The sequence below is a fragment of the Pseudorhizobium marinum genome (genome assembly GCF_000705355.1).
In the GTDB taxonomy this organism is placed as follows: domain Bacteria; phylum Pseudomonadota; class Alphaproteobacteria; order Rhizobiales; family Rhizobiaceae; genus Neorhizobium; species Neorhizobium pelagicum.
The window spans coordinates 1-21,396 of sequence record NZ_JMQK01000005.1; the positions used below are offsets into that span (position 1 = coordinate 1).

The 21,396-nt window shown below is 62.9% G+C and carries 22 protein-coding genes and 2 tRNA genes; 16 read left to right on the forward strand and 8 right to left on the reverse strand.

The genetic code is table 11. From position 1 onward, the window contains the following. Positions 1-144: 144 nt before the first annotated feature. Together EO99_RS0107440 and EO99_RS0107445 are read right to left on the reverse strand one after the other, a co-directional pair. A complete protein-coding gene (locus EO99_RS0107440) occupies positions 145-660 on the reverse strand; it encodes a hypothetical protein (RefSeq protein WP_029618019.1) in 516 nt (171 codons plus the stop codon). Positions 661-746: 86 nt separating this feature from the next. Beyond that, a complete protein-coding gene (locus EO99_RS0107445; RefSeq protein ID WP_029618020.1) occupies positions 747-1,187 on the reverse strand; it encodes a VOC family protein in 441 nt (146 codons plus the stop codon). Between the two features lie 186 nt (positions 1,188-1,373). Between EO99_RS0107445 and EO99_RS0107450 the strand changes: the two genes are divergently transcribed. The 5 genes from EO99_RS0107450 to EO99_RS0107470 all read left to right on the forward strand — a co-directional run bounded on the left by EO99_RS0107450 (position 1,374) and on the right by EO99_RS0107470 (position 3,049). After that, a complete protein-coding gene (locus EO99_RS0107450; protein WP_029618021.1) occupies positions 1,374-1,952 on the forward strand; it encodes a cold-shock protein in 579 nt (192 codons plus the stop codon). 14 nt (positions 1,953-1,966) lie between these two features. Beyond that, positions 1,967-2,431: a DUF192 domain-containing protein gene (locus EO99_RS0107455; protein WP_235776783.1), complete on the forward strand. Its 465-nt coding sequence runs from the start codon at positions 1,967-1,969 to the stop codon at positions 2,429-2,431. An 82-nt stretch (positions 2,432-2,513) separates the two neighbouring features. Next, positions 2,514-2,590 (forward strand) — tRNA-Pro (locus EO99_RS0107460). A 51-nt stretch (positions 2,591-2,641) separates the two neighbouring features. Further along, complete coding sequence (locus tag EO99_RS0107465; RefSeq protein WP_029618023.1) at positions 2,642-2,947, forward strand: ETC complex I subunit; 306 nt, start codon at positions 2,642-2,644, stop codon at positions 2,945-2,947. A gap of 25 nt (positions 2,948-2,972) precedes the next feature. Continuing rightward, positions 2,973-3,049 (forward strand) — tRNA-Arg (locus EO99_RS0107470). A 202-nt stretch (positions 3,050-3,251) separates the two neighbouring features. On the opposite strand, the gene EO99_RS0107480 is transcribed toward EO99_RS0107470, so the two are convergent. Next, the gene (locus EO99_RS0107480; protein WP_156034677.1) at positions 3,252-3,584 is read right to left on the reverse strand and encodes a hypothetical protein; all 333 of its coding nucleotides are present in this window, start codon (positions 3,582-3,584) and stop codon (positions 3,252-3,254) included. A gap of 193 nt (positions 3,585-3,777) precedes the next feature. On the opposite strand from EO99_RS0107480, the gene EO99_RS0107490 reads away from it, so the two are divergent. The 4 genes from EO99_RS0107490 to EO99_RS0107505 all read left to right on the forward strand — a co-directional run bounded on the left by EO99_RS0107490 (position 3,778) and on the right by EO99_RS0107505 (position 7,835). Next, the gene (locus tag EO99_RS0107490; protein WP_051679780.1) at positions 3,778-4,527 is read left to right on the forward strand and encodes a GntR family transcriptional regulator; all 750 of its coding nucleotides are present in this window, start codon (positions 3,778-3,780) and stop codon (positions 4,525-4,527) included. A 136-nt stretch (positions 4,528-4,663) separates the two neighbouring features. Continuing rightward, positions 4,664-6,076 carry a vanillate/3-O-methylgallate O-demethylase gene (ligM, locus tag EO99_RS0107495; RefSeq protein WP_029618026.1) on the forward strand — a complete coding sequence of 471 codons (1,413 nt, stop codon included), beginning with the start codon at positions 4,664-4,666 and terminating at the stop codon, positions 6,074-6,076. A gap of 96 nt (positions 6,077-6,172) precedes the next feature. Further along, positions 6,173-7,090, forward strand: a complete 918-nt coding sequence (locus EO99_RS0107500; RefSeq protein WP_210165074.1) for a methylenetetrahydrofolate reductase — start codon at positions 6,173-6,175, stop codon at positions 7,088-7,090. Positions 7,091-7,172: 82 nt separating this feature from the next. After that, positions 7,173-7,835, forward strand: coding sequence for an HAD-IA family hydrolase (locus EO99_RS0107505; protein WP_029618028.1), 663 nt, complete (start codon positions 7,173-7,175; stop codon positions 7,833-7,835). 46 nt (positions 7,836-7,881) lie between these two features. Here the strand turns inward: EO99_RS0107505 and EO99_RS0107510 are convergent, their stop codons facing one another. After that, entirely contained in the window at positions 7,882-8,364 is a 483-nt protein-coding gene (locus EO99_RS0107510; RefSeq protein ID WP_029618029.1) for a cupin domain-containing protein, read from the reverse strand. 369 nt (positions 8,365-8,733) lie between these two features. On the opposite strand from EO99_RS0107510, the gene EO99_RS0107515 reads away from it, so the two are divergent. From EO99_RS0107515 to EO99_RS0107525, 3 genes are all read left to right on the forward strand, one after another. Continuing rightward, on the forward strand, positions 8,734-9,102 hold the full coding sequence (locus EO99_RS0107515) for a response regulator (RefSeq protein WP_029618030.1): 369 nt from the start codon (positions 8,734-8,736) through the stop codon (positions 9,100-9,102). A gap of 83 nt (positions 9,103-9,185) precedes the next feature. Then, on the forward strand, positions 9,186-9,677 hold the full coding sequence (locus EO99_RS0107520; protein WP_029618031.1) for a heme-degrading domain-containing protein: 492 nt from the start codon (positions 9,186-9,188) through the stop codon (positions 9,675-9,677). Between the two features lie 12 nt (positions 9,678-9,689). After that, positions 9,690-10,238, forward strand: a complete 549-nt coding sequence (locus tag EO99_RS0107525) for a DUF924 family protein (RefSeq protein ID WP_029618032.1) — start codon at positions 9,690-9,692, stop codon at positions 10,236-10,238. Positions 10,239-10,256: 18 nt separating this feature from the next. On the opposite strand, the gene EO99_RS0107530 is transcribed toward EO99_RS0107525, so the two are convergent. Further along, positions 10,257-10,508, reverse strand: a complete 252-nt coding sequence (locus EO99_RS0107530) for a GlsB/YeaQ/YmgE family stress response membrane protein (protein WP_029618033.1) — start codon at positions 10,506-10,508, stop codon at positions 10,257-10,259. Between the two features lie 149 nt (positions 10,509-10,657). On the opposite strand from EO99_RS0107530, the gene EO99_RS0107535 reads away from it, so the two are divergent. The 3 genes from EO99_RS0107535 to EO99_RS0107545 all read left to right on the forward strand — a co-directional run bounded on the left by EO99_RS0107535 (position 10,658) and on the right by EO99_RS0107545 (position 16,758). After that, positions 10,658-13,120: a mechanosensitive ion channel family protein gene (locus EO99_RS0107535; protein ID WP_051679752.1), complete on the forward strand. Its 2,463-nt coding sequence runs from the start codon at positions 10,658-10,660 to the stop codon at positions 13,118-13,120. 142 nt (positions 13,121-13,262) lie between these two features. After that, positions 13,263-15,776, forward strand: a complete 2,514-nt coding sequence (locus EO99_RS0107540) for a GcvT family protein (protein WP_029618035.1) — start codon at positions 13,263-13,265, stop codon at positions 15,774-15,776. Positions 15,777-15,921: 145 nt separating this feature from the next. Further along, entirely contained in the window at positions 15,922-16,758 is an 837-nt protein-coding gene (locus EO99_RS0107545; RefSeq protein ID WP_029618036.1) for a response regulator, read from the forward strand. A gap of 43 nt (positions 16,759-16,801) precedes the next feature. On the opposite strand, the gene EO99_RS0107550 is transcribed toward EO99_RS0107545, so the two are convergent. Beyond that, positions 16,802-17,821 (reverse strand): GlxA family transcriptional regulator, encoded by a 1,020-nt coding sequence (locus EO99_RS0107550; RefSeq protein ID WP_029618037.1) that lies wholly within the window; start codon positions 17,819-17,821, stop codon positions 16,802-16,804. Positions 17,822-17,927: 106 nt separating this feature from the next. Continuing rightward, positions 17,928-18,251 carry a DUF1127 domain-containing protein gene (locus EO99_RS0107555; protein ID WP_029618038.1) on the reverse strand — a complete coding sequence of 108 codons (324 nt, stop codon included), beginning with the start codon at positions 18,249-18,251 and terminating at the stop codon, positions 17,928-17,930. A gap of 151 nt (positions 18,252-18,402) precedes the next feature. On the opposite strand from EO99_RS0107555, the gene EO99_RS0107560 reads away from it, so the two are divergent. Next, positions 18,403-19,341 carry a LysR substrate-binding domain-containing protein gene (locus tag EO99_RS0107560; protein WP_029618039.1) on the forward strand — a complete coding sequence of 313 codons (939 nt, stop codon included), beginning with the start codon at positions 18,403-18,405 and terminating at the stop codon, positions 19,339-19,341. A 12-nt stretch (positions 19,342-19,353) separates the two neighbouring features. On the opposite strand, the gene EO99_RS0107565 is transcribed toward EO99_RS0107560, so the two are convergent. Continuing rightward, the gene (locus EO99_RS0107565) at positions 19,354-21,390 is read right to left on the reverse strand and encodes an ASKHA domain-containing protein (protein ID WP_029618040.1); all 2,037 of its coding nucleotides are present in this window, start codon (positions 21,388-21,390) and stop codon (positions 19,354-19,356) included. Between the last annotated feature and the right edge of the window lie 6 nt (positions 21,391-21,396).

Below are 21,396 nucleotides of genomic sequence, written 5' to 3' on the forward strand. Positions count from 1 at the left end.
CGTCCTAACCGATAGACGAAGGGCGCGTGCGGTGAGCGCTCTTATAGAGGGGTGATTTCCAACCCGCAAGCGTGAATGTGGCAATTTCTGCAAAAAAATGACAGCATCATCTCGGTGTGGATAATCGAGATTAGCGAATAGGAATCAGCAGCTTAATGGAGTTCCGTCGGCAGCCGTCCCGCAGCCGGCGCCGTCATAGGCGGCTGCGGCGGGCGGAGCACTGAAGACGCTGCCGGCGGTAGCGTTGACGCGACCGGGCGCAGCATGGGCGGGAACTGTTCCGGACATCGTCGCATCGCCCATCACCGGGGCCGGCGCGGAGAAGATGCTGACGCTGCCGGCACGGATGCCCGTCGGCTGAGACACCGCGCCTGCCAGATCCGGTGCTTCCTGCGCCGGCACGCCATAGGCGTCAGGCGTCGAGGCGTCCTCTGCGACCGAGGCCGAGGAGACGAGGGCGGGGTCGACATAACGGTTGGAGGCAGTGGTGCCACCTTTGGCAAGGAGGTCTTTCGCGGAGGGTTCGGGCTCCGCGCCGTCCGCTGCCACCGTGTCGCCGTCGGACTTGCCGCTGGTGGCGCAGCCGGAAAGGCTGACGATCGCCAAACTCAAGGCAAGGAGCGCACCGAAGCGCCGCTTATTCTGCCATCTGTTCGGCATTCTTCTTCCCATCCGGCTCGCTTGCGAATCGCCGGACAAGGGTGCCCCGACCGGCCTGCGAGAGCAAGCCGGTCGGGCGACAGGGCTTACCAGCTGCCGGTATTTTCCATCGACGACCAGGGTTCCGTCGGTGCAAGGGCCGCGCCCTTCTGCAGGATCTCGATGGAGATGCCATCCGGCGACCGGACGAAGGCCATGTTGCCGTCGCGCGGCGGGCGGTTGATGGTGACGCCATTGTCCATCAGATTGCGGCAGAAGGCGTAGATGTCGTCGACCTCGTAGGCGAGGTGCCCGAAGTTGCGGCCACCGGTATAGTCTTCCGGGTCCCAGTTGTAGGTCAGTTCAACGCATGGGGCCTTCAGTGACTTTGCCGCCTCGGCGTCTTCCGGCGCAGCCAGGAAGATGAGCGTGAACCGCCCCTTGTCGTTTTCGATCCTGCGGACTTCCTGCAGTCCCATCAGATCGGTGTAGAATCGCATCGAGGCGTCGAGGTCCTTCACGCGGACCATGGTGTGTAGATAGCGCATCAGTGGAGATCTCCTGTTCCGGCTCGTATATGTGTTCAAGCACCAGCCACGGGCAAGGCATGGAACATAGAAATGGCCCGGATAAATCCAGAGCGGGGGCTTGCGCTGGACGGTTAGCAGGATGTTAATCTACTCTTCAGAATCAGTTAACCGACTCAGTAGCGCGTAATCAAGGGGCCGACAGACATGGCTGACAGACTGTCATCGAAAGGTGTTGACGAGATCGAGGATCTCGCTGGCGAGCCTGTCGATCTGATTGAGATTACCGGTGTCGTAAAATGGTTCGACGTGGCCAAGGGGTTCGGCTTCATCATTCCCGACAACGGCATGCAGGACGTGCTGCTGCACGTCACCTGCCTGAGGCGTGACGGATACCAGACCATCCTGGAGGGCACGCGCATCGTCGCGCTTATCCAGCGGCGGGAGCGGGGCTATCAGGCGTTCCGGATCCTGTCGATGGATCAGTCGACAGCCGTTCATCCCTCGCAGATGCCGCCGATCCGGACCCATGTCCAGGTGACTCCGACCAGCGGTCTGGAGCGGGTATTGGTCAAGTGGTTCAACCGCACCAAGGGCTTCGGCTTCCTGACGCGCGGCGAGGGAACGGAAGACATCTTCATCCACATGGAAACGCTGCGCCGCTTCGGCCTGACCGAGCTGAGACCGGGTCAGGTGGTGCTGGTGCGCTTCGGCCCGGGGGACAAGGGGCTGATGGCGGCGGAGATTCACCCCGACAACCCGAATCCGGTCAGCCGGGCTCACTGATGATGAGAACAGCCATGTCCTTCTTCCGAAAAGGCGCCCTTGCGGCGCTTTTTGTGCTTCTGGCGAGTGTTGCCTCGGCGCAGTTGCAGTTCGACCGGGAGGAGCTGGTCATCGAGACCCAGGACGGCAAGCGGCATGCCTTCGATGTCGAGCTGGCGCTGACGCCGGAGCAGCGGTCGCAGGGCCTGATGCATCGCGAGAGCATGCCGCCCGACCACGGCATGCTGTTTGATTTCGACGACACGCGCCCCGTCTCCATGTGGATGCAGAACACGCCGTTGCCGCTCGACATGCTGTTCATCCAGAAGGACGGAACGATCTCGCATATTCACGAGATGGCAGTGCCTTTCTCGCAAGCCATCATCGATTCCCGCGGTCCTGTGAGCTACGTGCTGGAGCTGAACGGCGGGCGCGCCGACGCTCTGGGCATCACCTCGGGCGACCGGGTCATCAGCCCGCGCATCGAGGCAGGACGGTAACGGCGGAACCTTTCGTCCTGCGGTTCGATTTTGCTGTTGCAGGCCAGGGGGTAAGCGTGTATCTCGCTGGTCAACGTGAATACGGAGTGTAGCGCAGCCTGGTAGCGCATCTGGTTTGGGACCAGAGGGTCGGGAGTTCGAATCTCTCCACTCCGACCACGTTGCCGGATGCGGCCACAATTCCGGTCCATTCAGGGAGCGCCGTCGCGAATGTCCGCCAAGATCTATCGTCCTGCCAAGAACGCCATGCAGTCCGGCAAGGCCAAGACCCATCTCTGGGTTCTGGAATTCGATCAGGAAGCGCCGCGCAGCATCGATCCCGTCCTCGGTTACACCTCCTCGTCCGACATGCGCCAGCAGGTTCGCCTGACGTTCGAGAGCCAGGAGCAGGCGGAAGCCTATGCCAAGCGCGAAGGTATCGAATACCGCGTGATTGCGCCGAAGGAAGTGGCGCGGCAGATGCTCTCCTACACCGACAATTTCCGTTACAACCGCATCCAGCCCTGGACGCACTGACACTGCTGGTGCTCCGGCGCCGGTTGACCCCGTAGCTCAGCTGGATAGAGCATTCGCCTTCTAAGCGAACGGTCGCAGGTTCGAATCCTGCCGGGGTCGCCAAATCTCCTTACCTGTTGACGTTGTTGAAGCTGCCACCAAGCAGGGCCTGGCTGCGACCTCTGCTGTCCAGCAGGCGTTCTGATGCGCCTGTCGCAATCAGTACGCGGAGGAGGTGTGCGGCGTCGCCAAGCGCCGCCGCACAGTTTTTATTTTCGTTCATTCATTCATGTCTATTTGCGCGCGTCGTGATCCGGCGTGGCTGCTAGCGGCGCTCCGGTACCCAGATCCGCCGTCCGTCGCGGATGATCCAGCGACCGTCACGATCACCATCGTCGCGGTCGGTACGTTCTCTGCGGTCATCATCCCCGCGGCGCCCATCCCATCGGCCGTCTCCGCCGCGCCGGTCGTCGTCGCGATAATCGCGGCGGTCTCGACGCTCATAGTCGGGACGTCGGTCGTTTCGGTCGCTCCTGTCGATGCGGTCATAGCGGGGGCCGGCATCATAGACGGTGCGGGGGCCGCCCTCACTGACACAGCCCGCCGCGGTGAGGCAGATCAGGCCGATGACGGAAAGGGTGATTGCTGATGTTTTCATGCTGCACTTCTCCTTGATCCTGAACCAGATGGGGCTGCATCGGCGGATGGCAAGCGGCCGGCCTTGAAGCGGAGCGTGTGAGAGCGGTAACGGCGACTGCGAAGGTCAAATGGTTGAGGCTGTATACAGATTTCCGGTTTCGCTTGCGGGGCTGGACATGGGCGCGATAAGATTGCGGCATGTTTTGTGGGAGATGATAGGCTTGGCAGTGGAGGACACGGGGAGGACAACGCACACGGCAGTGGCGCTGATGGAGTTGCGCAAGCGCATTCTCAACGGCGACTTTCCGGGAGGCACGCGGCTTTTCGAAGTCCCACTCGCCGAGACCCTGCAGATCTCGCGCACGCCGATCCGCGAGGCGATGTCGCGGCTGGCAGAGGAGGGGCTGCTCGACCGACTGACCAATGGCGGCTTCGTCGTGCGCAGCTTCACCTTCGCTGATGTTCTGGATGCAATCGAGCTGCGCGGTGTGCTGGAAGGCACCGCAGCCCGGCTTGCGGCGGAACGCGGCGTGACGCCTGAGGGCCTGGCGCAGATGCAGGGGGTGCTCGCCCGCCTCGATTCCTGCTTTGGCGCATCCTCGGACGACGTGGATTTCGAAGCCTACTCCGACCTCAATGCCCAGTTCCACGCCATCCTCGTGAACCTCGCCGGGAGCGTCGTCCTGCAGCGGGAGATCGACCGGGCGACGCGGCTGCCGTTTGCTTCTCCCTCGGCCTTCCTCTCCGACAAGACCAACATCGACATCTTCCGGCAGTCGCTGCATGTGGCGCAGGAGCAGCATCGGGCGCTCGTCTCGGCCATCTCGTCGCGGGAGGGGACGCGTGCGGAGTTCGTTGCGCGCGAGCACGCGCGCATCGCGCGCCGCAATCTGGAATATGTCATTCTCGAAAACCCGGACCTGATCATGCGGGTGCCCGGTCTCGGTCTTCTCAACAGCTGACCTCGCTTCCTCCAGCTCTGATCGTGGAGCCGCCGGCAGTCGCGCCTTCCGGCGAACGCCGGTCACTTTCCCCTTGAGTTTTGCTGACAAATAGGTTGATGTATACATCAACACCATATCTCAGGGAGGAGAGAACGTGATCAAATCCAGTCTATCCGACGTTATTGATGCAAACGGCAACGTCGTGGAGATGCTGCGCAACTCACGCGTGGGCATGTATGTATACCCGGTGGTCGCACCCGAGTTCACCAACTGGCGCGACGAGCAGCGCGCCTGGCGCGAATCCGCGGTCCTGTTCGACCAGTCGCACCACATGGACGAGGTGATCGTGGAAGGCCCGCAGGCAGCGGAATTCCTCGAGTACGTCGGCATCAACAGCTTTGCCAATTTCGATCTCAACCGGGCGAAGCACTTCGTTCCGGTGACGCCAGCCGGCCATGTCATCGGCGACATGATCATCTTCCGCGAGCGGCAGGACAAGTTCATCCTGGTCGGGCGCGCGCCCACCGCCAACTGGGTGCTGTTCCAGCAGGCGATCGGCAAGTGGAACGTTCGTCTTCACCGTGACCCGCGTTCCCCGTCGCGCCCGGACGGCAAGGCCGTCTACCGCACCCATTACCGCTTCCAGATCCAGGGGCCGGATGCACCGAAGATCTTCGAGAAGATGAACGGCGGCCCGGTATCGGACATCAAGTTCTTTCACGTCGACTGGATCAATGTGGGTTCGAAGCGCGTGCAGGCCCTCCGCCACGGCATGGCCGGTGCGCCGGGCCTCGAGATCTGGGGTCCGCACGCCGACCTCGAATATGTGCGCAGCGTCATCCTGGAGTCGGCACGCGAGGCAGGCGTCGATCTGCACCAGGTCGGAAGCCGCGCCTATTCGACCAATACGCTGGAATCGGGATGGATCCCGTCGCCACTGCCCGGCATCTACACCGGCGACGGGATGATGAAGGAATACCGCGACTGGCTCGGTGCCGACAGCTATGAGGCAACCGGTGCGATCGGCGGCAGCTTCGTGTCCAGCAACATCGAGGACTACTACGTCAATCCGTTCGAACTCGGCTACGGCTTCTACATCGGCTGGAAGTCCGACTTCATCGGCAAGCCGGCGCTCGAGAAGCTGAAGGATGCCAAGAACCGCAAGAAGGTCACCTTCGAGTGGAATGCCGAAGACGTCGTCAAGGTCATCGCCTCGGCCTTCCAGCCAGGCCAGGACCACTATAAGTGGATCGACTTCCCGCAGCCGAACTACGCCTCGACGAGCGCCGACATGGTCATGCACGACGGCAAGATGGTCGGCATGTCGATGTTCAACGGCTACAGCTACAACGAGCGCTGCATGCTCTCGCTCGGTGTCGTCGATGCCGACATCCAGGAAGGCGACGTCCTGACGATGATATGGGGCGAGCCGAACGGCGGCAGCCAGAAGACCTCGACGGAACGCCACAAGCAGGCGGAAATCCGGGTTCGTGTCTCTCCGACGCCTTATGCGGCCGAAGCGCGTCAGAACTACGCCGAGAGCTGGCGTACCAAGCGCGCCGGCTGAAGACCGGCGGCGGACGCCTCCAGGCGTCCGCCCATTCTTTCGCTCTCTTCATTCAAGGCTTCCGTGATGGCGGACGCCGAGGGACAGGCCATGGGAATGACTGGTTTTTTGCGCAAGGACGAGGCCTCTGCCGCGCCTACCGACCCGTGGCATCTCCTGCGGGGATGCTCCATCGAGGTGATGCCGCGGACGGCGGCAAAGATCGACGATTTCGGATCTCTGCTTCCCGCCGGGACGCGGGTCTATATCGCCCACATCCATGACACGCCGATCGACGACATGGTGGCGACCGCGCGGCGGTTGACGGATGCGGGTTTCCAGCCGATGCCGCATGTTCCGGCGCGGATCATTCCGGACCGGGCAACGCTTGAGACGTGGGCGCGGCGCTATCGCGAGGAGGCGGGTGTCACGCAGGCGCTGCTGCTGGGCGGCGGCGTTTCCGAACCGGCCGGTGAACTGGACAGTTCGATGGCCATGCTGGAGACGGAGATCTTCGATCGCCTCGGATATCAAAGACTGCATGTCGCGGGCCATCCGGAGGGCAACAAGGACATCGACAGGGATGGCGGCAGCCGGCTTGTGGATGCGGCGCTGCGGTGGAAGCAGGCCTATGCCGAGCGCACCGATGCCGAGATGGCCATCGTCACCCAGTTCGCCTTCGAGGCGAGGCCTGTGATCGCATGGGCGGAGCGGCTGGCGGAGGCCGGCATCACGTTGCCGATCCATGTCGGTGTTGCAGGCCCGACCAAGCTCCAGACCCTCATCAAATTCGCAATGGCCTGCGGCGTCGGCCCGTCGCTCGGGGTGCTGCAGAAGCGGGCGCTTGACCTGCGCAAGCTGCTGGTCCCTTACGAGCCAACCGATCTGCTCGGGGATCTTGCCGCCTACAAGACGAAGCACCCGCAGAGCCTGATCGAGCAGATTCATGTCTTTCCGCTGGGCGGCATCCAGGCGGGAACGGAGTGGATGGCGCGGATGCGACGGGACGCCGAGGCTTCGGCGGCAGCGTCCTGACGACACGGAAGCTTGTCGGCGGACGGATCAGGCGGTAAGCCGGGGCTCGACCTTCAGACCCGCGCGACCGATCGGAACCGTCTTGTCCCATCCTGATTTCATCAAAAGCTACGCCGGCTTCCTCTTCGACATGGACGGCACGATCCTGAACTCGATTGCCGCCGCCGAGCGGGTGTGGGGCCGCTGGGCTCTGCGCCAAGGGCTCGACCTCGAAGCCTTCCTGCCGACGATGCACGGAAAGCGCGGGATCGACACGATCTCGGGGCTCAACCTGCCCGGCATCGACCCGGTCGCAGAGGCAGAGGAGATCCTGCGCGGCGAGATCGAGGATGTCGAGGGCGTGATCGCCATCGATGGCGCAGCGGATTTTCTGGCGTCGCTGCCGCCGAACCGGTGGGCCATCGTGACCTCCGCACCCATCGACCTTGCCCGCGCACGGCTTGCGGCAGCGGGCATTCCGCAGCCGACGATCATGGTGACGGCGGAAGATGTTTCGGTCGGCAAGCCCGATCCGCAGGGTTACCTGCTCGGTGCGGAGCGGATCGGCGCCAGCGCCTCGGAGATGCTCGTGTTCGAGGATGTCCAGGCGGGTGTCACGGCGGGCGAGGCGGCCGGCGCCGACGTCATGGTGATCACCGCCACCCATCAGCATGTGCTGGCCACGCAGCACCCGACACTTCTCGATTATCGGCAGATTGCGGTGAAGACGACTGCGGACGGCCGGCTGACGATCGTCGCCCGTTAGTTTTCCGCCACGTCCGGATCACTGCGGCTGCACCGTGTGACAGGCGTCAGCGGTGGATCGGGTCCTGCCAGAGAACGTCCTCGGGCTTTTCGACCGGCTCGATGTCGAGATTGACCACCACCGGCTCCTGGCCGGAGCGCACCAGGACGCATTCCAGCGTCTCGTCACGGCTGGCGTTGATTTCCTGGTGCGGCACGTAGGGTGGTACGTAGATGAAATCGCCGGGACCTGCTTCGGCGACATACTCCAGTTTGTCCCCCCAACGCATGCGGGCCTTGCCCTTCACCACGTAGATGATGCTCTCGAGGTCGCCGTGGTGGTGGGCGCCGGTCTTGGCATTCGCGTGGATGGTGACGGTGCCCGCCCAGATCTTCTCTGCGCCGGCCCGCGCGTTGTTGATGGCGGTGGCGCGGTTCATCCCGGGCGTCTGGGCGGTGTTCGGGTCGAGCGACGTTCCGGGAATGACCTTGACCCCATGCTCCCGCCAGTCGTGAACCGAGGATGAATGGTCGTGGTCGTGGTCCGTCATGGGCCGCCTCGTTGTTGTTGGCGGGGCTCACCAGCTCTTGCGAGCGGGGGGTCCGCGAGCCCCTGACCGACTGCGGTCGGCTGAGGCGAGGTAACGTGTCCTGAGTTCGAAGTTCAACATCCGCTTCGACCAAAAGCAAGGGATGGTGAGCAGACTTCTGCGGACTGTCTCAAATCGGCGCGGCGAGGACGTCGGGATCCGCGACATTTCCGGCTATTCCAGCCTTCACTGCCGCTGATCCCGTGAATGAGGGTGGCTAAGTCCGACGGGTTTGCCTATATGGCGCGCCAGCGTGTAGACGGCAAAGCATCACAGGCCTGGTTCTGGTTGCAGCGCTGCCCGTCCGTGATCGAGACTCTGGAGTTGAACATGTCCACACAAAAGGCCGTCGTGCTTATCGTCGAGGATGAGCCGCTTATCCGTTTCACGATGCTCGATGCTCTGGAGGAAGTCGGTCACGTGGTGCTCGAGGCCGCCAATGCAGACGAGGCGATGGTGCTGCTGCGCAACCGGACCGACGTCGATATCGTCTTCACCGACGTCAACATGGCCGGCTCGATGGACGGGATTCAGCTGGCGCAGCGGGTGCGGGCCCTGCGACCGCATATCGGGATCATCATCACGTCCGGCGTCGTCCGCCTGGATCCGATGCTGCTGCCGACGCGAACCTTTTTCCTGCCCAAGCCCTACCAGCACGATACGGTCCTGACGGCCGTTCACTCGCTGCTGCAGAACTAGCGGCAAGCCTGCGAGGCCGGTCGGCGACCTTTACATCCTGTTCAGACTGGTCATCAATGCAGCCGCACTGAGAGGAGACGCCCTTGACGATCGAACAGGACCTTACCCGTATATCCGAGCAGGAGCAGGCCCTGCGCTTCAGCCGCTTCGATGCAGCCACCGCCTGGGAGCTGGGTTCGCTTCTGCGCAACATGGCCATCGAACGCGGACTGGCGGTTGCCATCGACGTTCATCTTCATGCCATGCCGGCCTTTTATTGCGCCCTGCCGGGAACGACCGCCGACAATGCCTCCTGGGTGCGGCGCAAGCGGGCGGTGGCGCTCCGCTTCTTCACCTCGAGCTACGGTATCGGGCTGAAACTCTCGCACCAGCAGACGACGATCGAAGAAAAATATGGGCTGACGGCTGCGGACTATGCGACGCACGGCGGCAGCTTTCCTATCTTCGTCGAGGGGACAGGCTGCATCGGAGCCGTGACGGTTTCCGGTCTGCCGCAGCGGGAGGATCACAACATCGTGGTCGAAGCTCTCTGCCGTACGCTCGGGAAGGACTATGCGGCCCTGCGGCTCGCTTGAGGAGAAATTCCGATGACACTTGAGACGCCACAGGAAATACTGGATTTCTGGTTTGGACGGCTGACGCGGCAGCAGTGGTTCCAGTCCTCCGACACCGTCGATCGGGAGATCGACCGGCGCTTCCGGGACACGCATCTGGCGCTGGCGCGCGGCGAGGTGGAACAGTGGCGGGATACGCCGGAGCACCGGCTCGCGGCCATCATCGTGCTGGATCAGTTTCCGCGCAACATCTACCGGGCGACACCGCTCGCCTTTGCCACCGACTGGATGGCGTTGCGAGAGGCGAGACTTGCGGTCGACGCGGGTGCCGACGCGGCCATTGCCGTCGAGCGCCGGGCCTTCGTCTACTTGCCGTTCGAGCATTCGGAAGCGCTGGAAGATCAGCAAAGGTCGGTGGCGTTGTTTCAGGCTCTGGGGGACGCCGAATATCTGGACTATGCGGAACGGCACCTGGCCGTGATCCGGGAGTTCGGCCGCTTCCCGCATCGCAACGCCTACGTGGGACGCAAAACGACGGACGCCGAGCTAGAATATCTATCCAAGCCCGGCGCCGGTTTTTAAATTAGGTGTTGGCAGTCTTTAACGCCGGAACATTCGTCCAATGGCGATCAGGATGCACGCACCGATGAAGCCTGCGATCAGATAGCCGATCCAGCCGCCGAGGCTGACGCCGATGAGGCCGAGCAACGCATTGGCGATGATCGCACCAACGATGCCGAGCAAGATGTTCATGAAGATGCCCATGTTGCTCTTCATGAACTGTTCAGCGAGCCAGCCTGCGACACCGCCAATAATGATGGCTGCAATCCAGCCGATTCCTGCGTCTTCCATAACCTTACCCTCTGTGTTGGTTGCGCATGGTAACGCAGCAGAATGTTCCAGGGTTCCATCCATATTCTGTTCCTGCGGCCGTCTTCCTTCCTTTCGTCGTGAAGCGGAACTAGCTTTCGCTGTGTGATTCTCCTCTGTCCGAGACCCGAATGGCCGATTTCACCTCCACCCTCCTTTCGATCCTAACGCGCGCTGCGGTAATCCTTTCGGTGCTCGGCGGCAGCTCCATGCTTGCTGCTCCAGCGGCCGCACAGGATCTTGCGGTGGACGTTACGGTAGATTCGATCAATACGGAGGTGCGCGAGAAATTGGGCACCATCCGGCAGCAGCTCGACACCTTCAGTGCAGCCGTGCAGCAGGATGCAAGCGACGATGCGCGTCTGGCGGAACTGCGCGCCCAGGCCGAGGAGATCCTTGCCGAGATGCGTGCGGCCTCCGATACGCTCGCCACCCGGGTGCAGCAGATACAGGGTCGCCTCGATGTCATCGGCGAGCCACCGGCAGCCGGTCAGCCGCCCGAACCGCCGCTGGTGACGGAAGAACGCAATCGCCTGCTCAACGAGCGCGCCGAGATCAATGCGATCGTCGAGGATGCGGAGAACCTTTCCAGCGGGGCGGATCGCCTCGCCAATAGCATCACCACCATCCGCCGCAATCTCTTCACCCAGACGCTGTTCCGGCACACGGAGCTTTCACTGGCGCTTTTCAGCGAGGCCGGCGAGGCGCTCGTCGTTGAGGTCGACAGGCTCGGAAACACCATCGGCGGCTGGCTGAGCTTTGCCTGGCGCTTCAAGGCACCCTCGCTGTTTGGAGCCATCGGACTGTCGCTTGTCGTCGGTCTGGTCATCCTGTCGGGAGGGTACCGGCTGTTTGGAAGCTTCATCTGGCGGGAAAACGGCGAGGGCCGACCTTCCTATCTCAAGCGGCTGACGGTCGCCTTCTGGTCGACCGTCATCCGCACCATGTCGCTGGCCGCCTTCCTTGCCGCATCCTATCTTCTCCTCGAAGGCTTCAGCGTGCTGCGGCCCGATGTGGCCCCGATCATCTCGGGGCTCTTCGGATTCATCTGGTTCGTCTACTTCGTGTCACGCCTGACGCATGCGGTTCTGGCTCCGGACGAGCCGGACTGGCGCCTGGTGCGGCTGACGGACAAGGGAGCGCGGCTGATTGGCTGGGCCGTCATCCTGATGGCCGTGGTCAACGGCCTCGACTACCTCCTCGGTACGATCAGCGAGACGCTCAACTCGCCGCTGGTTCTGACCATCACCAAGAGCGTCATCGCCTCGTCCATCATTGGGATCGTGCTGATTGCGCTGTCCTTCATGCGTCCGGTGATGAGCACCGACGGCGACCCTGCGGCGACGGGCAAGCCATGGCCACGGTTCCTGCCGCTTCTGCTGCGTTTCATGGGTGGTCTGCTCCTGTTTGCGGTGATTGCGGGATACATCGGCTTTGCACGGTTCATCTCGACGCAGATCGTCCTGACGGGCGCCGTGCTGGTCACGGTCTATATCGGCCTGCTGACCGGCAAGGCCGTGTCCAAGCAGGAGGTCTTTGGACGCACGGCCCTCGGCGAGCGGCTGGCGGAGCGGTTCAAATGGGGTGAGGTGACGCTCGATCAGGTTGGCCTCGTCGCCGGTCTAGCCATCTATGCCTTTGCCCTGATGATCGGCGTGCCGCTGATCCTGCTCACCTGGGGTTTCCAGATCGCGGACATCGAGTCCTGGTTCTACCGGTTCTTCACCGCGATCACGATCGGCAACATCACCATCTCGCTCGTCGGGATCATCGGCGGGATACTGCTCTTTGCGGTCGGCTATATCGTCACCCGCTGGGTGCAGAGGTGGATCGACGGCAACGTCATGGCCCGCAGCCAGGTGGATGCGGGCGTGCGCAACTCCGTCAAGACCGGCATCGGCTATCTGGGCGTCGGGCTTGCGGTGATCGTCGGTGTGTCGGCCGCCGGCATCGACCTGTCCAGCCTCGCGCTCGTCGCCTCTGCCCTGTCGGTCGGTATTGGTTTCGGGCTGCAGAACATCGTGTCGAACTTCGTCTCGGGCCTGATCCTGCTCGTCGAACGGCCCTTCAAGGTGGGCGATCATATCGTGACCGGAACAACTGAAGGGATCGTCAAGCGCATTTCCGTGCGCGCAACCGAGATCGAGACGTTCCGCAAGCAATCGATCGTCGTCCCGAACTCGGATCTCATCAATTCGCCTGTCGGAAACTGGACGCACCGGAACAGGGTTCAGCGGTCGGAAATTCCGGTTTCGGTCGCCTACGGCACCGATCCGGAAAAGGTGATTGCCATCCTGCTGGAGATTGCGACGGCCGTGCCGGATGCCCTCCAGAATCCGGAGCCGCATGTGGATTTCCTGGCATTCGGTGCATCGTCTCTCGATTTCGAGCTTCGGTTCTGCCTGGCGGACTATTCCGACGGGATCCGAATTCGTGCCGAGGTCCGGATCGCGATCCTGAAGCGCTTCGAACTGGAGGGCATCGAGATCCCCTATGCGCGCCAGGATATCATGATCCTGCCGCGACCAGGTCGCAGCGGTCAGCCGGCTCCCGGCGCGAGCGACGATCTCATCCAGGATGGCGCCGGTGTCTGAGACGCCAGGGGAGCCGTCGCGGCAAGCTTTTCGCATGTCGTAATCAGGCGTTTGGTCGGCGGTCCGGGATTGCATAGTCCCGCAAGCAACAGATCATGCGCCGCGCTTGCGACAGGGCGGCTGTTCCGAGGGGTTCGTTTCGATGAAGACACATGCGCGTGCCGTGGTGGTCGGAGGCGGTGTGGTGGGCGTTTCGACGCTCTACCATCTGGCCAAGAGGGGCTGGGCCGACAGTGTTCTCATCGAGCGCAAGGAACTGACGTCAGGCTCCACCTGGCATGCGGCCGGGCTGCTGCCGCTCTTCAATCTCTCCTATTCGGTCGGGCAGCTGCACAAGTATTCCGTCCGATTCTACGAGGAGCTGCAGGAAGAAACCGGCATGAACGTCGGCTTCTCCAAGGTCTCCAACATCCGGCTGGCGCGCACCAAGGACCGTTGGGACGAATACATGTATTACGCCGGGATCGCCGAGACGATCGGCGTGACGGTCAATGTCCTGACGCCGGAACAGGTGAAGGAGATCTGGCCGCTCTGCGAGACCGATGGCCTGCTCGGCGCGATCCAGCATCCCGACGATGGTTACATCCAGCCGGCTGATCTCACGCAGGCACTGGCAAAGGGCGCGCGCGACCGCGGCGCCACGATCTATCGCAACACCACCGTCACCGCGATCGAACAGCAGCCGGACGGTCTCTGGAAGATCACCACCGACAAGGGCGAGATCACCGCCGAACACGTGATCTCCTGCACCGGCAATTTCGCCCGCAAGACGGGCGAGATGGTGGGGCTCGACGTGCCTGTCATCCCGGTCGAGCACCAGTACATCGTGACCGAACCGCATCCGGCGATCCAGGAGCGCCGCCGCCAGGGGCTGCCCGAGATGGGCGTCCTGCGCGAGTCCGACAGTGCCTGGTACATGCGTGAGGAGGCCGGCGGCCTGATTCTCGGCCCCTACGAAGTCGGCGCGCCCGTCTGCTATGTCGATGGCCCCTCGGACGAAAGCGAATACGAGCTCTTCCAGGAGGATCTCGATCGCCTGATGCCGCACATCGAAGCTGCCATTGTCCGGGTTCCCGCCTTCGGCGAAGTGGGTATCAAGAAGGTCTACAACGGCGCCATCGCCTATACTCCCGACGGTAACCCGATCGTCGGACCGGCGCCGGGGCTGAAGAACTTCTGGCTCAACGAAGGCCATTCCTTCGGCATCACCGCCGCCGGCGGCGCCGGCTGGCAGCTTGCGGAATGGATCGTCGCGGGCGAGCCCACGGTGGACATGATGGGTGTCGATCCGCGCCGCTTCGGTCCTTACGCCACGGAAGGCTACCTAATTGCGAAGAACGAGGAGGCCTATTCCAACGTCTTCACCATGCACTACCCGGACGAGGAGCGCTCGGCTGCCCGGCCGCTGAAGACGACGCCGATCTACGATCGCCTCAAGAAGCTCGGCGGCGTGTTTGGTTCGGTCTATGGCTGGGAGAGAGCCAACTGGTACGCCCCTCAGGGTTACGAGGTTCCGGAGGACCAGCTCGGTGTCGGCGCAGATGTGATTACCAATCACAATCATGCCCCGCCGCTGGACGACGGCCGGATCGTCGAGAAATGGTCGTTCCGGCGCTCCAACTACTTCGAGCATGTCGGCAACGAGGTGAAGAACGTTCACGAGAATGTCGGCGTGCTCGACATGTCGCCGTTCGCGAAGATGGAGGTGAGCGGACCGGGCGCGCGCAATTGGCTGAACTCGATCCTCGCCAATGCTATCCCGAAGAAGCGCGGTCGCATCGCGCTCTGCCACCTGCCGACACCCGCCGGCGGTGTGAAGGCCGAGTTCACCGTCTACGAATGGGCGCCCGACCGCTTCTACCTCGTCTCGGCAGGCGGGCTCGAGGCTCATGATCACGATCTGCTCGCCCGGCTGGCACCGACGGACGGTTCGGTGCAACTGCAGCCGATCACGCAGAAATACGGCGTGCTGGTGCTGGCCGGCCCGAAGTCCCGCGATGTGCTGCGCAAGCTCACTCGCACCAGCCTCGACAGCAAGGATTTCCCCTGGCTGACGGCAAAGAAGATCTCCGTCGGCGTCGCGACGGCGCATGCGCTGCGGGTCAACTTCGTCGGCGAGCTCGGTTGGGAACTGCATCATCCGATCGAGATGCAGGCCTATATCTTCGACAGGCTGATGGAAGCGGGTGCCGAGTTCGGTATCAAGCCCTTCGGGATCCGCGCAATGAGCGCCATGGCGGTGGAGAAATCCTATCGCAACATGGGGCGCGAACTGTCGATCGAATACAATGCCTACGAGTCGGCGCTCGATCGCTTCATCCGCCCGGAGAAGCCGTTCCTCGGGCGCGAAGCGATGCTGGCCTACAAGGAGAAGGGGCTGCGCTGGAACTTCGTGACGCTGATCCTGGAAGGCAACGAGGACGTCGACGCGCGGGGTTCGGAGGCGATCTACGACGAGGGCGGTGCGCTCATCGGTCGTGCCACCAGCGGAGGCTTCGGCTGGCGGATCGGCAAGTCCGTCGCGCTTGCCATGGTGCAGCCCGGATATTCTGCTGCCGGCACCCGGCTGAAGATCAAGATCCTCGGCAAGCTCTATTCGGCAACTGTCGTTCCGGAGAGTCCCTTCGATCCGGATAACGCCGTGCTCAGGGCCTGATCGCAGTAACGCCCCATTTACCTCAAAGGCGGCTTCTGGGCCGCCTTTTCTTGTTTTCGCAAGGAGATAGCAGCTGCATTAACGGTTCTGCAAAGCCATGAGAGTAACTGTACCAGCAGGGGACAGTAACCGACTGAGGGGTATCATGACTTTCCTTGGCATATCCGGGATGCAGTATTCCGGCCAATCTCTGGCAGATGCACGCATTCTGCTTGCGGAAGATTCGAACGTCTTTACCTCCATGATCGGAACGCGCCTCAAGGAGCTGTTCGGGATCGAGGTCGAGGTCTGTCGCAACTTCGAAGAGCTGCAGCTTGCCTATGACCGCTCTCCGGAGCCGGTGACGTTGGCGATTTCCAACATCAACCTGCCGGGCGCGGAGAATGGCGAGGCGCTGGAGTATCTGATCGATCTCAGCATCCCGACGATCGTCTTTACCGGCACCTTCCACGAGGGGATGCGCGATCAGCTGCTGTCCAAGGACATCGTCGACTACATTCTCAAAGACAACATCTTTGCGGTAGACATGCTGGCGGAGTCGGTTGCCCGGTTCCTCACCAATCATCGCCACCACGTGCTGATCGTCGACGACAGTGCGACGGCGCGCGCGCTCCTGACGAGCCGTCTGAAGCGGTTCAACTTCCGGGTCAGTGCGGCCGATTGCGGCGCCAAGGCGCTGGAAATCCTGAAGAACAATCCGGACGTCGGTCTGGTCGTCACCGACTACAACATGCCGGACATCGACGGGTTCGAACTGACGCGGCGCATCCGCTCCGTTCGCGGCTCGCACGAGCTGCGCATCATCGGCGTGTCGTCCTCGTCCAACCGGCTGCTGTCGGCCCGGTTCCTGAAGGCCGGCGGCAACGACTTCATGCTGCGGCCGTTCATCGACGAGGAGTTCTACTGCCGCGTCAACCAGAACCTGGACACCCTAATCCAGATCCGCTCCATGCGCTCGGATCGCAAGACTGCAGCAGCTTAATCCAAGCTCGGACCGGTTTTCGCAACCGGTCCGAAGGCGCATCTCAGGCGGCGACGCTGGTGCGCGAGCTGGCGATCGTCAGCTTGCGCTCGGCGCGTTCCTGCTGCGGCGACCGGTTGTAGACCTCGCGATAGCATTTGGAAAAATGCGAGGCGGAGACGAAGCCGCAGGCCACGGCCACTTCCACCACCGGCATCGACGACTGCACGAGCAGATGCCGTGCCCGGTCGAGGCGGATTTCCAGATAATAGCGGGCAGGGGAGCGGCCCATTTCCTGGCGGAACAGCCGTTCGATCTGCCGGCGTGAAAGATCGGCATCGTCGGCGATTTCCACGAGCGACAGAGGCTCGGAGAGATTGTTCTCCATCAACTCGATGATCGACAGCACCTTGGTGTTCTGGACGCCCAGACGGGCGCGCAGCGGCAGACGCTGGCGATCATGCGGGTTGCGGACGCGATCGGTGAGCTGCTGCTCGCAGATGCGGTTGACGAGGTTCTCCCCAAAATCCTGGCCGATCAGATTGAGCATCATGTCCAGTGACGCCGTGCCGCCGGCGCAGGTGTAGATATTGCCGTCCACTTCATAGAGGTCCGCATAGACCTCCGCCTGCGGGAAGGCTTCCGAAAACCCGGGCAGGTTCTCCCAGTGGATGGCGCAGCGCTTTCCGTTCAGCAGCCCGGCCTGGGCCAGAACATGGGCGCCGGTGCAGAGGCTGCCGACTGCGATGCCGCGGTTATAGGTCTCGCGCAGCCAGGCGTTGACCGTCTTGTTGCCGTATTGCTCGACGTCGATCCCGGAGCAGACCAGCACCATGTTGGGCCGGCTCTCGCCGCCGAGGTTCTTGCGCTCGTCGGCCACCGAGCTGTTGACCTCGACCGCTATGCCCGCCGAGGAGCAGACCCTCTCGCCGTCGGCGGAACAGAGCCGCCAGTTGTAGGCGGTGTACCCGAGCATGCGGTTGGCAATACGCAGTGTCTCCACCGCCGCCGCGAACGGCAGCATGGTAAAGTCCGGCACGAGAAAGAAGACGAGGGTCCGCTTTACTGTCGGCTGCCTGCTGATCACATTCATGCCTCCGCTCCTCAAGTCCTGCCGGTTCCGATACTTCAATTGCGACACTGCCATGAAATATTGAAGGCGAGAAGGGGGGCTACGGGGGACGCCATAACTATTTTGCGACATGAGATTGATGGGCTTTCGGCGCCCTCGCAAGCTCCGTTTCCGATGTCTCGGCCCGCATGATTTGCAGGTCGAGACACGGGGGCGCCGAAGAGTTCAGCGCGGGCTGCGGGCTGCGGGCTGCGGCGTCGGTGGCGTCGCTTGCAGGCCAGCCGATGTCCTTGCGGAGCTCTGCCGGCAGCGACTCCAGCATCTTTTCGGTCTGCCGGTGCCGCCGGTGTGCCTGCACTTGCGCGACGAGCTGGAAGATCGAGGCGGTCAGGTTCGGGAGCCGCCAGCCGGAGCCAGCGGAACGGGTCGATGTGAAGGTCATGTGCTTCTCCTTTGCGGGTCAGGGTGACACAGGTTCGTCATCAATCAACGTGATCTCGGAGATCCATCTGATGATATTCTGTGATGCAATTGCTTTGCGTCACCTTCCATGTCCGGCATCTTGGGCGCCCGTTGACGATCAATCAAACGAAATGATATGGTGCTTAAGTTCAATGTTATTGATCGAGGATGACATGGCTTCTCCCTTCCGCCCGCCGCTGCCGGTTCTGGACAACGATGTGCTGCGCACCTTTGTCGCCATTGCCGAGACGGGAAATTTCTCGACGGCAGCCGAAGCGGTGCTGCGCACGCCGTCGGCCGTTTCGATGCAGATCAAGAAGCTGGAGGAGCAGCTGAAGACGACCCTCTTCCTGCGCGACGCGCGATCCGTGACGCTGACGCAGCACGGCGAGGTGCTTCTCTCCTATGCCCGCCGGATGCTGGCGCTCTCCAATGAAGCAGTCGCCCGCTTCGTGATGCCGGATCTGGCCGGTGTCGTGCGGCTGGGCGCCCCGGACGACATCGCCGAGCGCCTGCTGCCCAGGATACTCAAGGACTTTGCCGAGACCTTCCCGAGCATCATGGTCGATGTGACGGTCGACATGAGCTCGTCGCTGCGCAAGCGTGTCGAGGAAGGGCGGCTTGATCTGGCGTTGTTCAACTGCCACCCGCGCTCGTTCCCGAATTTCGGCGAGGTCATCCACACCGAAAAGCTGGTCTGGGCCGGCGCCAAATGCGGCAATGCCCATCTGCGCGATCCGCTGCCGATTTCCGTCTGGGAGGAGGGATGCGTCTGGCGACAGGACGCGATCACACAGCTCGAGAGGCACAAGCGGCACTATCGTGTCGCCTATGCCAGCGCCCATTCGATGGCGCAGCGCGCGGCGGTGCTGGCCGATCTTGCCATCGCGCCGTTTCCACGGTCCTATCTGACCGAGGAAATGGTGGTGCTGGGACCGCAGGAGGGACTGCCCGAGCTTTTCAGCTTCGACGTGCGCCTTCTGACGACGCCGCAGCTGGCAATCCCCTCGAAGGCGGTTGCTGAAAGCATCCGCGCCTTCTACGGCCAGCTGACGCGCGCCGCCGCCTGATCCTGGGCCGACTTAATCCCGCCCGCGCCGCCTTCTCCTCCCGCCGGGCTCTCCGCCGTCCGCCGGCACCTTGCGCGCTGGGAGGGTGACGACGGTTGCGAGCTGAGGGAAGCTGTCGACCTTGTTCGGCAAGGCCATGGCATAGACGAAGTGCTCTTGAAACTTCGGTTCCAGAGCCGTCTCGATCTTCTCGATCCGCCTGACGGTCTCTTCGATCTCGCGGCGGTAATCGCGGTTGAGCAGGGCCATCAATGCGCCGGTTCCGGCCGCATTGCCGACCGCCTTCACTTCCGACAGGTCGCAGTCGGGGATGAGGCCGAGGACCATGGCGTACTTCGGGTCGATGAAGGAGCCGAAGGCGCCGGCGAAGCGGATGGTGTCGACGGTGTCCACGCCCTGCTTTTCCATCAGCAGCTTGATACCGGCGTAGAGCGCGGCCTTGGCGAGCTGGATGGCGCGCACGTCGTTCTGGGTCACCGTGATCCGCTGCTCGCCGTCATGCAGCAGATAGGAGAAGGTGCGGCCGCTGGCGAGGATGCGCGGGCTTTTCGCCGCCATGGTCCCATCCACGACGCCATCCTCCGAGATGATGCCGGAGAGAAACATCTCGGCGACCACCTCGATGATCGCGGAGCCGCAGATGCCGGTGATCCCGGTCTTTTCCGCCTCTTCGGCAAAGCCTTCCTCGTCGGACCAATGATCCACGCCGATCACGCGGAATTTCGGCTCCAGCGTCTGCGGGTCGATGCGCACCCGCTCGATGGCGCCGGGTGCTGCCCGCTGGCCGCAGGAGATTTCCGCGCCTTCGAAGGCTGGGCCTGTCGGGGAGGAGGCGGCGACCACGCGGTCGCGGTTGCCAAGGACGATTTCCGCATTGGTGCCGACATCCACCAGCAGCATCATCTTGTCCTGGCGGTGCGGACCTTCAGACAGCGTCGCACCGGCGGCGTCAGCCCCGACATGGCCGGCGATGCACGGCAGCAGATAGACGCGGGCGCCGTGATTGATGGCGAGGTCGATTTCGCGCGACCAGGTGTGGACGGCGCCGGAAACGGCAAGCGCGAAGGGCGCCTGGCCGAGCTCGGTGGGATCGATGCCCAAGAAGAGGTGATGCATGATCGGATTGGCGACGAAGACCGCGTCGAGGATGTCGTTCGGGTCGACGCCACTTTCGTGGCAGACCTGAACCGTCAGCTCGTTGACGGCCTGTCGCACCGCCTTGGTCATGGCGTCCCGCCCGTCCGGGTTCATCATCACATAGGAGACCCGGCTCATCAGATCCTCGCCGAAGCGGATCTGGGGGTTGGACGTTCCGGAGGATGCTATCACCCGGCCTGAGAGCAGGGAGACGAGATGCATTGCGATCGTCGTCGAGCCGATGTCGCAGGCAATGCCGTAGGCTTCGTTGTGGAGGCCCGGCCAGAGGGCGATGAGGTTCGGACGGGCACCTTCCAGATCGCGGTGGATGGCGGCGGTGACGCCCCAGTTGCCCTTGCGCAGAATCTTCTGGACGTCGGGCAGCAGATGCTGGGCGACCAGGATGTCCTTCCAGCCCCAGTCCTTCTCCAGCATCACGTTCAGCCGGTCGAGATCGCCGAGCGGCTTGTGCATGTCCGGCTCGTCGACCTCCACATAGCAGAGCTGAATTGCCGGATTGCGGTCGAAGAGCCGGTCGGTGGCGGCCTTGCGGATCACCTGGGCGTTGACCACCGTATCCTGCGGCACGTCGACGACGAGGTCGCCGAGGATCTGCACCGAGCACGACAGCCGTCGGCCCTCGGGAATTGTCCGCACCTCCGCATAGCGTCGTTCTCTGGCGCCAACCGGCGAGATGTGGTCGAGCGAGGAGGATATCTTGTGCTTGGCGAAGTGCCCCTCCTGAACCTGGATCTGGCAGCGTCCGCAGGTGGCGCGGCCGCCGCAGACGCTCTCGACATAGACGCCGAGCGAGCGGGCGGCCTCCAGCACGGTGGTGCCCACCGGAAAGCGTCCGCGCTTGCCGGACGGCATGAAGAGGACGAGGGGATCGGGTTCTAAGCTCGAGGGCATGATTGA